Origin of the sequence: Pseudomonas sp. REP124 (assembly GCF_020164475.1) — a bacterium.
GTDB lineage: Bacteria > Pseudomonadota > Gammaproteobacteria > Pseudomonadales > Pseudomonadaceae > Aquipseudomonas.
In genome coordinates this window covers 1-11,770 of record NZ_JAIQWX010000174.1, presented here as the reverse complement: position 1 = coordinate 11,770, position 11,770 = coordinate 1, and the positions used below count along the sequence as shown (strand labels likewise).

Genomic DNA, 11,770 nt, shown 5'->3' with positions numbered 1-11,770 from the left:
CGCGAAGCTTTTATCCAGACATGAAAAAGCCCGCAGCGACGGCGGGCTTTTTCAATAAGCGTGGAGCAGGCTCAGATAGGCCGGCTGCCATACTTGTTGTCAGGCTTCTTGGGCGGATCGGCGACCACGTTGGCCTCCACTTCCTGCACCTTGCCACCACGGGCCAGGAACTCTTCCATGGCCTTGGCCAGAGCATCACGCTCTTTGTTCTTGGCTTCGACACTCGGCAGCTCATCGACCGATACCGCAGCCTTGGACTTGCCTTTGGCGGTCGGGGCCGGTGCGTCTTCACCGCTGTCTTCAGCGACGTCTTCGGCCGCTGCTTCCAGGCCTTCTTCGGCCTCGTCTTCGTCGCCTACTTCGAGGTCGTCGTTTTCCAGATCATCGTCGCTCATGTTCTACCTCATGACTTGCGAAAAGCAGGTTAGTTATAGACCAGCTTAGCCTTCTGTCGAAGGCTGCCGGAAAAATTCAATAGTCGCTGGTGACCAGCGGCTCATGCCTCTTCACCGTGCAAGGTGGCGAGGACTTTACGAGCACCGCCAAAATCACGGTGCTCGCCCAGATAAACGCCTTGCCAGGTCCCTAACGCCAGTCGACCCGCCGAAATCGGCAGGCTGATCTGACAGCCAAGCACGCTGGCCTTGAAGTGCGCCGGGAGGTCGTCCAGGCCTTCGTCGTTATGCTCATAGCCGTCTGTTCCTTGTGGGATCAGACGATTGAAAAATCGTTCGAAGTCGCGACGTACTGCCGGATCGGCGTTCTCGTTGATGGTCAACGACGCCGAGGTATGCTGCAGCCACAAATGCAACAGACCGACCCGACATGCCTTGAGTTCAGGCAGGCCGGCGAGTAACTCGTCCGTTACCAGATGAAAGCCCCTGGGCCGCGCCCGAAGGGTTATCAGAGTCTGTTGCCACATACAGTTCTCCGCTCGTTCGGGGCGCATTCTAGCGCGGTCTGGGAAAAAACAAAGGCCCTTGTTTTTCTTGGAACGCGCGTGCCTCTGACCGTAGAAAACCACCTCGTCCAAACGTTCAAAAAGCTGCCGGAAAAAACCTTTCAGCCGCGCCCCTGATGACAAATCCAGGACAAAAAAATGCCCGGCAAGCCGGGCAAGTTTTTTGCGTGCGCGTGCTTACAAGTTGTAGCCGCGTTCGTTGTGAAGCGCCAGATCGATACCGACGGCCTCTTCTTCTTCAGTGACGCGCAGCCCCATCACCGCATCCAGCACCTTGAGGATGATGTAGGTGACGATCGCGGTGTAGATCACGGTGAAGCCAACGCCTTTGCACTGGATCCACACTTGTGCGGCGATGTCGGTCACGGTGCCGAAGCCACCCAGGGACGGTGCTGCGAAAACACCGGTCAGGATTGCGCCGAGGATACCGCCGACACCGTGGACGCCGAAGGCATCCAGGGAATCGTCGTAGCCCATTTTGCGTTTCAGGGTAGTGGCGCAGAAGAAGCACACCACGCCTGCCGCCAGACCGATTACCAGAGCGCCCATCGGGCCTACGGTGCCCGCCGCCGGAGTGATGGCGACCAGGCCGGCAACCACGCCCGAAGCGATGCCCAGTGCGCTTGGTTTGCCGTGAGTGATCCACTCGGCGAACATCCAGCCCAATGCAGCAGCAGCGGTTGCGATCTGGGTCACCAGCATCGCCATGCCGGCGGTGCCGTTGGCAGCAGCAGCGGAACCGGCGTTGAAACCGAACCAGCCGATCCACAGCATCGCGGCGCCCATCAAGGTGTAACCCAGGTTGTGCGGAGCCATCGGGGTGGTCGGGAAGCCTTTACGCTTGCCCAGCACCAGGCACGCCACCAGGCCTGCGATACCGGCGTTGATGTGCACCACGGTGCCGCCGGCGAAATCCAGCACGCCCCAGTCCCACATCAGGCCGCCGTTGCCGGACCAGACCATGTGCGCGATCGGTGCATAGACCACGGTGAACCAGATGCCCATGAACACCAGCATCGCGGAGAACTTCATGCGCTCGGCGAAGGCACCGACGATCAGCGCCGGAGTGATGATGGCGAAGGTCATCTGGAAGGTGATGAACACCGCTTCCGGGAACAGCGCCGCAGGGCCGGTCACGCTGGCTGGCGTCACACCGGCGAGGAAGGCTTTGCCCAGACCGCCGACGAAGGAATTGAAGTTGACGACGCCCTGCTCCATGCCGGTGGTGTCGAACGCGAGGCTGTAGCCAAAGATGACCCACAGCACGCTGATCAGACCGGTAATGGCGAAGCACTGCATCATCACGGAAAGAATGTTTTTCGACCGAACCATGCCGCCGTAGAACAGCGCAAGGCCGGGAATGGTCATGAACAGCACAAGGGCTGTCGCGGTCAGCATCCAGGCGGTGTCGCCGGAATTGAGGACTGGAGCCGCCACTTCGTCCGCCGCCATTGCAAGGCTTGGCATTACGATGGACAACAGGGCTCCTAGCCCTGCGAATTTACGCAGAGTCATTTTGTTTTCTCCTGGGGCGTTGGGTTTGGGGCGGCTTAGATTGCGTCGGTATCGGTTTCGCCGGTACGGATGCGAATCGCCTGTTCCAGATTGACCACGAAGATCTTGCCGTCACCGATCTTGCCGGTGTTGGCCGCCTTGGTTATCGCCTCGATGACCCGGTCCAGATCCTTGTCGTCAATGGCGACATCAATCTTCACCTTTGGCAGGAAATCGACCACGTATTCCGCGCCGCGATACAGCTCGGTGTGACCCTTCTGCCGACCGAAGCCTTTGACTTCAGTGACGGTAATGCCCTGCACGCCGATCTCGGACAGCGACTCGCGCACGTCGTCCAACTTGAACGGCTTGATGATGGCAGTGACTAGCTTCATGAAAACTCTCTCCCGAATTGGTGGACTTGCCCCAGGAAAACAAACCCGTCTCAAGTCTAAGCGCAGTGCCTGGCTTTGTAACGCTTCGTCGGCCTTACCCGCCCATCCGACGCCGCTGACCGTTCCTTGCAAAACACTCCCCGTGTTCCGCCTGGCGCACTGCATTCGTCACAGCGACTGCATCAGTGCATGGGTTACTGGTGTCTTTGCAGAAAGCTTGCCATCTCTACAAAATTCACGGTTTTCAAGTGCTTGCCAGCGGATGCCCGCCGATTCGCGGAAACACCCGGCAAGATACGCACAACAACGGTGCGGCGCCGTCCGTCCGCATGCGCGAAAAGCGTGCACGTTTTCCCGGTGAAAATGACTATGGATGGTGCGTGATACACTGCCCGCCATCGTTATCAGGACACTCACCATGCTCGCGCCAAAAGACTTCCTCGACGCCCTGAGCGGCACCGCCTCCCGCCTCTTCAGCGGCGACACCCCGTTGCCGAAAGCCGAAATCGAAAGCCAGTTCAAAATGCTGCTGCAAAGCGCCTTCAGCAAACTGGACCTGGTGAGCCGCGAAGAATTCGACAGCCAGATGGTCGTCCTCGCCCGCACCCGCGCCCGCCTCGAAAGCCTGGAAGCCAAAGTCGCCGAACTGGAAGCGAAGCTCACCCCGCCCACGGAATAACGCTCTGCCCTTCTGTGGGAGCGAGCCTGCTCGCGATTGAAGGCCGGAACGGCCTTCAGCTTCACCTGTAGGAACTGCCGCAGGCTGCGATCTTTGATCTTTAGCCCTGCAACATTCTCGGCAACGTCCTACAAAAATCACACCGCCGTCCGATTGCGTCGAAAAGCCCCCGGTTTTTATGCTCATTCCCAGCTGGATGTTCAGCACTGGGTTTGGCGACCTGGAAAACCCCGACGCACCGCGACCACATTCGAACAAGGGAATTATTCCCATCTCGAGTCATGGCGGCTTTGCGTGGGAGACCTTTTGGTCTGCCGGTTTCGGGATTCTCCGGTTCGCCAACCCGCGCATAGCTGCCACCCTTTTCGTTTGGCGACGATCAGAGGCAGTTTTATTCATTCCATCCCGAGACTTCACCATGGACGAAAACTACCTGACCCCCTACACCTTCACCCGCCATAAACTCCAACTCCACGCCCTCCTCATACAAAACCAACCCTGGTTCTGCGCTCGCGATCTTGGCCGCCTGCTACGCATCTACTTAAACGACCGACTCCTGCGAAAACTCGACCCAGATCAGCACCAGATCACCAGAGTCCTGATCCACGACCACATCGAAAACACCCTGCTCATCAGCGAATCCGGCGTCTACGCCCTGCTCATCTACCACTACTCCCCCGAATACCGAGCCCTGCGCGAATGGCTCACCCACGAAGTCGTCCCCACCCTGCGCGACACCCAACACCCCACCACCACCGAACGCCCACAACTGAGCCTGCTCAACTGGCCACGAATGTCGTTGAGCTTGTTGCACTGGAATAACCAGCCGTGGATCAGGCTGCAGGATGTGCCACAGATGCTGGCGGATGGGGAGCAGGAAAAACGCCCGCTGGTGGGATCGTGGTGGAAACGTGTTTCTCGGATGCTGCAGTCGCTATAACGTCAGAGGCGTCATCTACGCCTTAATGCCAGTCAGTTAAAGATTAAACAGACGATGAGGTCATTGTGGCGAGGGGATTTATCCCCGTTCGGCTGCGCAGCAGTCGCAAACCCTGCCAATGCGGTGTAACAGAAAGACTGCGGTGGCAGATTTTGGGGCCGCTTCGCAGCCCAACGGGGATAAATCCCCTCACCACAATGTCCTCATTGCTGTTAAAGCTCTTAACTGACGGGCAATGAACCACTCCTGATCTGCGCTCTACGCAAATCGTAAGTCGATTGAAGATTCATCCAGAATTCGGGCGTGGTTTTGAAGACTTTGGAAAGCTTGATTGCCAGATCGGCATCGATCCTGATCCGGCATTCCGTCAGCCTCACCACCTCACTCAAAGGCTCATGCATTGAGACGGCCAGATCCAAAATGCTCATGCCCAACGGTTTCATAAACTCCTGACTCAGGATCTCTCCGGGGTGGACCGGGCGCATACCGTTGCTGCTCATGTTCGTCTCCAGACGCAGTATTCAGCGGCCAAGCTGATGCATCAGCTATGACGAGACAATCCCACTCAACCCTTTTCACCGATGTCCTTCAACTACTTGGGAACGATCCTACAAAAACGAGGCCTTGCAGCCGATTACGCTGACCTTCATGGCGGTTGCGTGTGGGAGGCCTTCGGGTCTGCCGGTATTCGCTTGGCCGGCTCGCCAACCTGCACGCAGCTGCCACCCTTCAAAAGAGCCTGAATCTCACCCCAACGAAACTGCATGAATACCACCCTGTAGGAGCTAGCTTGCTCGCGATGGTCGTTAACGATAACGCGGGGTTTCTGTGGTAACGCGTCGTCCTTGAGCCCATCGCGAGCAAGCTCGCTCCTACAGGTGGCAACATCCTGCGAAGGTTTGCTCTCGTCTTCGCCCCGCGAAATTTCCGCCTTGTGTCTACCCTTGAAAAACCCGCAGGAAGCGGCCCCCATCATTTCAAGGAACGATCATGGCTCTCTCCATTGTCCACAGCCGCGCCCAGGTTGGCGTGGATGCTCCCGCCGTTACTGTTGAAGTCCATTTGGCCAATGGGTTGCCGTCGCTGACCATGGTCGGCTTGCCCGAGGCGGCGGTGAAGGAGAGCAAGGATCGCGTGCGCAGCGCGATCATCAATTCGGGGCTGCAGTTTCCGGCGCGGCGGATTACGTTGAATCTGGCGCCGGCGGATTTGCCCAAGGATGGTGGGCGGTTCGATCTGGCGATTGCCTTGGGGATTCTGTCGGCGAGTGTGCAGGTGCCGACGCTGACCCTCGACGATGTGGAATGCCTGGGCGAGTTGGCGTTGTCCGGCGAGGTGCGGCCGGTGCGCGGGGTGTTGCCGGCGGCGCTGGCGGCGCGCAAGGCCGGGCGGACGCTGGTGGTGCCGCGGGCGAATGCCGAGGAGGCGTGTCTGGCGTCGGGCCTGAAGGTGATTGCGGTGGATCATCTGCTGCAGGCGGTGGCGCATTTCAACGGGCATACGCCGGTTGAGCCTTATGTTTCGGATGGTTTGTTCCATGCCGCCAAACCTTATCCCGATCTCAATGAAGTTCAGGGCCAACAGGCAGCCAAGCGCGCGCTGCTGATTGCGGCGGCTGGGGCGCACAACCTGCTTTTCAGCGGACCACCGGGGACGGGGAAGACGCTACTCGCCAGTCGATTGCCTGGGTTGTTGCCGCCTCTGACTGAGCAGGAGGCCCTGGAAGTGGCGGCGATCCAGTCGGTTTCCAGTGGCGCGCCGCTGACCCATTGGCCGCAGAGACCGTTTCGCCAACCCCATCACTCAGCATCGGGCCCGGCGCTGGTCGGTGGCAGCTCAAAACCGCAACCCGGCGAGATCACGTTGGCCCATCACGGTGTTCTGTTTTTGGACGAGCTTCCGGAATTTGATCGCAAAGTGCTGGAGGTTCTCAGGGAGCCGCTGGAGTCGGGGCATATCGTGATTTCCCGGGCCAAGGAACGCGTGCGTTTTCCGGCGCGCTTTCAGCTGGTGGCGGCGATGAATCCGTGTCCCTGTGGATATCTTGGTGAGCCGACTGGCCGCTGTTCATGTACGCCGGACATGGTGCAACGCTATCGGAACAAGCTGTCGGGACCGCTGCTGGATCGCATCGATCTGCACCTTACGGTGGCCCGGGAAGCTACAGCGCTGAACCCTACGCCCAAGCCCGGAGATGACAGCAACAATGCGTCTGCGCTGGTCGCCGACGCCCGGGAGCGCCAGCAGAAGCGCCAGCGTTGTGCGAATGCCTTTCTCGATCTGCCGGGGTTGAAGCGGTACTGCAAGTTATCCACAGCGGATGAGCATTGGTTGGAAACTGCCTGTGAGCGGTTGACCCTGTCGCTGCGCTCGGCGCATCGATTGCTCAAGGTGGCACGGACGTTGGCGGATCTTGAGCGGGTGGATGAGATCAGCCGGGAGCATCTGGCTGAGGCGTTGCAGTATCGGCCGGCGACTCAGTAAGGCTGAAAATTGAGTCGCCCACATCGCGAGCAGGCTCGCTCCCACAATGGATCGCCTGACACCGGACTAATGTGGGAGCGGGCTTGCTCGCGAAAGCGGTGTGTCAGCCAAATCAATGGTGACTGACACGCCCTCTTCGCGAGCAAGCCCGCTCCCACAGGTTCAGTGCGATGCCTGCGCCTTACCGAAACCGATCAACCTCAGCCCGCAGATCCGCCGCCAGCTTCTCCAGCTCCTTGGCCGTCACCGCCAGATTCGACACCACTTCACGTTGCTCGCTGTTGGCCAGCGCAATGCTTTGCAGGTTGCTGCTGAGCAAGGTCGCGGTGCTGCTCTGTTCCTGGGTCGCGGTGGTGATTGCGGCGAACTGCTGACCGGCCGAGCGGCTTTGCTCGTCGATGCGTGCCAGCGCGGCAGCGACGTTGGCGTTGCGCGACAAGCCTTCCTGCATCAGCACGTTGCCCTGCTCCATGGTGCTGATGGCGTTGCCGGTCTCCTGCTGGATGCTGTGGATCATGCCGGAGATTTCATCGGTGGCCTCACGGGTGCGCGAAGCCAGGTTGCGCACCTCATCAGCCACCACCGCAAACCCACGACCTTGCTCACCGGCACGGGCCGCTTCGATGGCGGCGTTGAGCGCCAGCAGGTTGGTCTGCTCGGCGATCGAGGTGATCACCCCGACGATGCCGCCGATTTCCTGGGAACGCTGGCCGAGGGTATTGATCACCGTTGCCGTGCTGTTCAGGGCGCCAGCGATTTGTTCCAGGGACGAAGACGCCTCGTCCATGGAGGTGCGACCGATCTGTGTTTGTTGGGCGTTTTCCTGGGCCAGACGCTGGGTGCTGCCCATGTTGTCGGCGATGTTCAGCGAGGTCGCGCTGAACTCTTCCACGGCGCCGGCCATGCTGGTGATTTCCCCCGACTGCTGCTCCATCCCTTCATAGGCACCGCCGGACAAACCGGACAAGGCCTGGGCACGGCTGTTGACCTCCAGCGAAGCACTACGGATGTGCTGGACCATGGTCGACAGCGCCTCGCTCATCTGGTTGAAAGCACGGGACAGCTGGCCGATCTCGTCATTGCTCGATACGTTCAGACGCACACTCAGATCCCCTGCGCCCAAGGCTTCAGCCTGACGCACCAGATCCCCCAGCGGCGCGAGTTTGCTGCGCAACAGCCAGACCGCTGCACCGACCGCCAGCAACATCGCCAGCAAGCTACCAATGGCCAGGCGAATACCGACACTCCAGGTCACGGCGCTGATTTCGCTTTTCGGCATGCTCGCCAATACCGACCACGGCCCGTCCGCAAACGGCACCACGATGCTGTAGAAATCTTCGGCCTTATCGCTCCAGAACTCGCCCTTGCCCGGGGTTTTCGCCAGTTCTACTACGGTCGGGACCGCCTGATCCAGCGCCTCGACACCGGCAATCGGCACCAGCCACTTGCCCTGTTCGTCGAGCAAAGACAGAGAGCCGGTCTGGCCGATGCGGAAGCGCTTGAGGTTTTCGAACTGGGCCTTCTGCGCGTCGGTGTAGTCGAAACCGACGTACAGCACCGCGATCACCTTGCCGCTGCTGTCACGCACCGGGGTGTACTGCGACATGTAAAAGCGTTCAAACAGCAGCGAACGTCCCACGAAACTTTGCCCTGCCATCAAACGCGCATAGGCCGGGTTCGCGTGATCCAGCACGGTGCCAATGGCACGGCTGCCGTCCTGCTTGCTGACGTTGGTGCTGACCCGAATGAAATCCTCGCCGCTGCGCACGAACACCGTGGCCACGCCCGCAGTCATCTGCTTGAACTGGTCCACTTCCTTGAAGTTGTTATTGAGCACTTCACTGCCCAGGTGCAGGCCCGGAGTCTGCGCGCCCGCCACGGTCACCGGCTGATCCGGATGCACACTCAGACCTTCACCGAAGCGCTTCTCGAACAACCCGGCCAGACGCTGGGTGCTTTCACGCAAGGTGGCGTGGAAGGTGGTCAATTGGTCGGCCAGCAACCGGGCCTCACTGGCCAGGTGTTCTTCGCGGGTGGCGAGGTTGGCGGAGTCCAGCGAACGCAGGGCGAACAAGGTACTGCCGGTGATGACGACCGCCAGTATCACAGCAAGGGCAACGCCCAGCTGTGAGGCGATCCGGGCACGGGGATGAGACATGACTGCTCCTGGCCGAGCAACCGGATCATCCTGATCTCGATAGACGCTCAGCAAAATTTCTAATAATTGGGGGTGGCGCGTCGGACCTGCACGAGGGTCCCACAAGCAGATTTTCGGCGGCGCGCGGGAATACTTGAGTGATTAATAGGGATATGGCTCGAACGTTTCAGCCAAGACGTACGACATCAGGCAATTCCATGGCCCGGACTTCGTTTTGCAGGAAGTCGGAGAGCCTTCGCATGCGCTCACCACCCGGACGGGTTTTCGGCCAGACCAGATAGTATTTCTCACCACTGGCGACTGCCGTCGGCCAAGGCAAGCTCAAGCGACCTTGCGCCACGTCCTCAGCGACCATCAGCAGATCGCCCATCGACACGCCATAACCCCGCGCGGCGGCGATCATGCCCAGCTCCAGCGTATCGAACACTTGCCCGCCCTTGAGCGACACCTGCTCGGCCATTCCCATGCGTTCCAGCCAGTTGCGCCAGTCACGCCGGTCCGGTGTGGGGTGTAGCAGTTCGGTGTTGGCCAGGCGCTCGGCATCCCAAGGCGGATCGACCGGCAAATTCGGCGCCCCCACCGGAATCAATTCCTCAGGGAACAGGTAGCTCGCCTCCCAGTCCGGCGGGAAATGGCCATTGCTCAGCAACACCGCGCAATCAAACGGCTCTTCGTTGAAGTCCACCGAATCGATGTCCATCCAGGCGCTGGTCAACTGCACTTCATTGCCCGGCTGCAAATGACGGAAGCGACTCAGGCGCGCCAGCAACCAGCGCATGGTCAGGGTCGACGGGGCTTTCATGCGCAGGATGTCGTCTTCGGCGCGCAAGGTATTACAGGCGCGCTCCAGTGCCGTGAAGCCTTCGCGGATCCCCGGCAACAGCAGGCGGGCCGATTCGGTGAGCTGCAGGTGACGGCCGCTGCGATGAAACAGGCGGCAGGCGAAATGCTCTTCGAGGGTGCGGATATGCCGGCTGACTGCGCTCTGGGTAATCGACAATTCCTCCGCGGCGCGTGTGAAAGAACTATGTCGCGCCGCCGCTTCAAATGCGCGCAGGGCATACAAGGGCGGAAGACGACGGGACATCAGGAAAGCTCCTACAAAGGGATTCGCCTACCCTAACAGAATCTTCCTTGCATGAGTTTGACTCATGCCATCCATCCTTTTTATCCCTTTGTGCAAAGTCTGCAGAGCGCCGAGAATCGATCCTTTCCTGTCCACTTTTACTCTCGAGCGTGATGACCATGCAGCATCCAGCACGTACTGAACTCTGGGCCATATTGCGGCTGTCGGGGCCGCTGATCGCCTCGCAGTTGGCGCACATGCTGATGGTCCTCACCGACACTCTGATGATGGCGCGTCTAAGCCCCGAAGCGCTGGCCGGCGGTTCGCTGGGTGCGGCGAGCTATTCGTTCGTGTCGATTTTCTGCATCGGCGTGATTGCCGCGGTCGGCACCCTGGTGGCGATCCGTCAGGGCGCGGGGGATATTCTCGGCGCGGCGCGGCTGACCCAGGCAGGTGTCTGGCTGGCGTGGTTGATGGCGATTGGTGGCGGGCTGCTGCTTTGGAACCTCAAACCGGTGCTGCTGCTGTTCGGCCAGACACCGACCAACGTCGAGGCGGCCGGGCAATTTCTGGTGTTCCTGCCCTTCGCCCTGCCCGGATACCTTACCTTCATGGCCCTGCGCGGCTTCACCAGCGCCATCGGCCGGGCGACGCCGGTGATGGTCATCAGCCTGGGCGGCACGGTGGCCAACTTCCTGCTCAACTACGCGTTGATCACCGGGATGTTCGGCCTGCCGAAACTGGGCCTGATGGGCATCGGTCTGGTCACTGCGATTGTCGCCAACCTCATGGCCCTGGCGCTGGCCTGGCACATTCGCCGGCATCCGGCCTACGACGCCTATCCGTTGCGCCACGGCCTGCTGAAGCTCAACCGCCAGTATCTGAAGGAGCTGTGGCGCCTGGGCCTGCCCATCGGCGGCACCTATGCGGTGGAAGTCGGGCTGTTTGCGTTCGCCGCGCTGTGCATGGGCACCATGGGCAGTACGCAACTGGCGGCGCATCAGATCGCTCTGCAAATCGTGTCGGTGGCGTTCATGGTACCGGCGGGAATTTCCTATGCGATCACCATGCGCATCGGCCAGCACTACGGCGCCGGGCAATTGCAGGATGCGCGATTGGCCGGGCGGGTCGGCATCGGCTTCGGCGCTGTGGCGATGCTGTGTTTCGCCATGGTGTTCTGGCTGTTGCCGAACCAACTGATCGGCCTTTTCCTGGACCACAACGACCCGGCGTTCCGCGAGGTCATCAACCTGGCGGTGAGCCTGTTGGCGGTGGCGGCCTGGTTCGAACTGTTCGACGGCACGCAGACCATCGCCATGGGCTGCATTCGCGGGCTCAAGGACGCCAAGACCACCTTCCTGGTGGGCCTGGCCTGCTATTGGCTGATTGGCGCGCCGGCGGCGTGGTGGATGGCGTTCCACCTGCACTGGGGGCCGACGGGGGTCTGGTGGGGCTTGGCGCTGGGGCTGGCGTGCTCGGCGATCAGCCTGACGCTGGCGTTTGAGTGGAAGATGAAGCGGATGATCAAGCGTGAGCCGGTCACAGCACAAAACTTCGAGGTCGCATAAACCCTTGTAGGAGCGAGGCTTGCCC

At 60.4% G+C, this 11,770-nt stretch carries 11 protein-coding genes; 4 read left to right on the top strand and 7 right to left on the bottom strand.

The window, feature by feature from the left end; genetic code table 11:
- Positions 1–71: 71 nt before the first annotated feature.
- The 4 genes from sutA to glnK form a co-directional block, all read right to left on the bottom strand.
- Positions 72–395: a transcriptional regulator SutA gene (gene sutA / locus K9857_RS26880; RefSeq protein ID WP_224541044.1), complete on the bottom strand. Its 324-nt coding sequence runs from the start codon at positions 393–395 to the stop codon at positions 72–74.
- 101 nt (positions 396–496) lie between these two features.
- Positions 497–922: a secondary thiamine-phosphate synthase enzyme YjbQ gene (locus tag K9857_RS26875; protein WP_110965502.1), complete on the bottom strand. Its 426-nt coding sequence runs from the start codon at positions 920–922 to the stop codon at positions 497–499.
- 216 nt (positions 923–1,138) lie between these two features.
- Positions 1,139–2,476, bottom strand: a complete 1,338-nt coding sequence (locus K9857_RS26870) for an ammonium transporter (protein ID WP_224541042.1) — start codon at positions 2,474–2,476, stop codon at positions 1,139–1,141.
- A gap of 35 nt (positions 2,477–2,511) precedes the next feature.
- Positions 2,512–2,850: a P-II family nitrogen regulator gene (glnK, locus tag K9857_RS26865; RefSeq protein ID WP_002555808.1), complete on the bottom strand. Its 339-nt coding sequence runs from the start codon at positions 2,848–2,850 to the stop codon at positions 2,512–2,514.
- Between the two features lie 418 nt (positions 2,851–3,268).
- On the opposite strand from glnK, the gene K9857_RS26860 reads away from it, so the two are divergent.
- Together K9857_RS26860 and K9857_RS26855 are read left to right on the top strand one after the other, a co-directional pair.
- Positions 3,269–3,529, top strand: coding sequence for an accessory factor UbiK family protein (locus K9857_RS26860; RefSeq protein WP_047596744.1), 261 nt, complete (start codon positions 3,269–3,271; stop codon positions 3,527–3,529).
- A gap of 418 nt (positions 3,530–3,947) precedes the next feature.
- Positions 3,948–4,469 carry a Bro-N domain-containing protein gene (locus K9857_RS26855; protein WP_224541040.1) on the top strand — a complete coding sequence of 174 codons (522 nt, stop codon included), beginning with the start codon at positions 3,948–3,950 and terminating at the stop codon, positions 4,467–4,469.
- A 221-nt stretch (positions 4,470–4,690) separates the two neighbouring features.
- Here the strand turns inward: K9857_RS26855 and K9857_RS26850 are convergent, their stop codons facing one another.
- Complete coding sequence (locus K9857_RS26850; protein ID WP_224541037.1) at positions 4,691–4,969, bottom strand: HigA family addiction module antitoxin; 279 nt, start codon at positions 4,967–4,969, stop codon at positions 4,691–4,693.
- A gap of 490 nt (positions 4,970–5,459) precedes the next feature.
- Between K9857_RS26850 and K9857_RS26845 the strand changes: the two genes are divergently transcribed.
- A complete protein-coding gene (locus tag K9857_RS26845) occupies positions 5,460–6,953 on the top strand; it encodes a YifB family Mg chelatase-like AAA ATPase (protein ID WP_224541035.1) in 1,494 nt (497 codons plus the stop codon).
- Positions 6,954–7,134: 181 nt separating this feature from the next.
- Here K9857_RS26845 and K9857_RS26840 read toward each other — a convergent pair whose 3' ends face one another.
- Positions 7,135–9,111: a methyl-accepting chemotaxis protein gene (locus K9857_RS26840; RefSeq protein WP_224541033.1), complete on the bottom strand. Its 1,977-nt coding sequence runs from the start codon at positions 9,109–9,111 to the stop codon at positions 7,135–7,137.
- A 166-nt stretch (positions 9,112–9,277) separates the two neighbouring features.
- A complete protein-coding gene (locus K9857_RS26835; RefSeq protein WP_224541031.1) occupies positions 9,278–10,198 on the bottom strand; it encodes a LysR substrate-binding domain-containing protein in 921 nt (306 codons plus the stop codon).
- 158 nt (positions 10,199–10,356) lie between these two features.
- Here K9857_RS26835 and K9857_RS26830 point away from each other — a divergent pair, with 158 nt between their 5' ends.
- Complete coding sequence (locus K9857_RS26830) at positions 10,357–11,745, top strand: NorM family multidrug efflux MATE transporter (protein ID WP_224541029.1); 1,389 nt, start codon at positions 10,357–10,359, stop codon at positions 11,743–11,745.
- Positions 11,746–11,770: the final 25 nt, after the last annotated feature.

What these genes read in the sequence shown, in the direction of transcription:
- sutA (WP_224541044.1), bottom strand. Translation starts at nt 395, where the DNA reads ATGAGCGACGATGATCTGGAAAACGACGACCTCGAAGTAGGCGACGAA.
- K9857_RS26875 (WP_110965502.1), bottom strand. Translation starts at nt 922, where the DNA reads ATGTGGCAACAGACTCTGATAACCCTTCGGGCGCGGCCCAGGGGCTTT.
- K9857_RS26870 (WP_224541042.1), bottom strand. Translation starts at nt 2,476, where the DNA reads ATGACTCTGCGTAAATTCGCAGGGCTAGGAGCCCTGTTGTCCATCGTA.
- glnK (WP_002555808.1), bottom strand. Translation starts at nt 2,850, where the DNA reads ATGAAGCTAGTCACTGCCATCATCAAGCCGTTCAAGTTGGACGACGTG.
- K9857_RS26860 (WP_047596744.1), top strand. Translation starts at nt 3,269, where the DNA reads ATGCTCGCGCCAAAAGACTTCCTCGACGCCCTGAGCGGCACCGCCTCC.
- K9857_RS26855 (WP_224541040.1), top strand. Translation starts at nt 3,948, where the DNA reads ATGGACGAAAACTACCTGACCCCCTACACCTTCACCCGCCATAAACTC.
- K9857_RS26850 (WP_224541037.1), bottom strand. Translation starts at nt 4,969, where the DNA reads ATGAGCAGCAACGGTATGCGCCCGGTCCACCCCGGAGAGATCCTGAGT.
- K9857_RS26845 (WP_224541035.1), top strand. Translation starts at nt 5,460, where the DNA reads ATGGCTCTCTCCATTGTCCACAGCCGCGCCCAGGTTGGCGTGGATGCT.
- K9857_RS26840 (WP_224541033.1), bottom strand. Translation starts at nt 9,111, where the DNA reads ATGTCTCATCCCCGTGCCCGGATCGCCTCACAGCTGGGCGTTGCCCTT.
- K9857_RS26835 (WP_224541031.1), bottom strand. Translation starts at nt 10,198, where the DNA reads ATGTCCCGTCGTCTTCCGCCCTTGTATGCCCTGCGCGCATTTGAAGCG.
- K9857_RS26830 (WP_224541029.1), top strand. Translation starts at nt 10,357, where the DNA reads ATGCAGCATCCAGCACGTACTGAACTCTGGGCCATATTGCGGCTGTCG.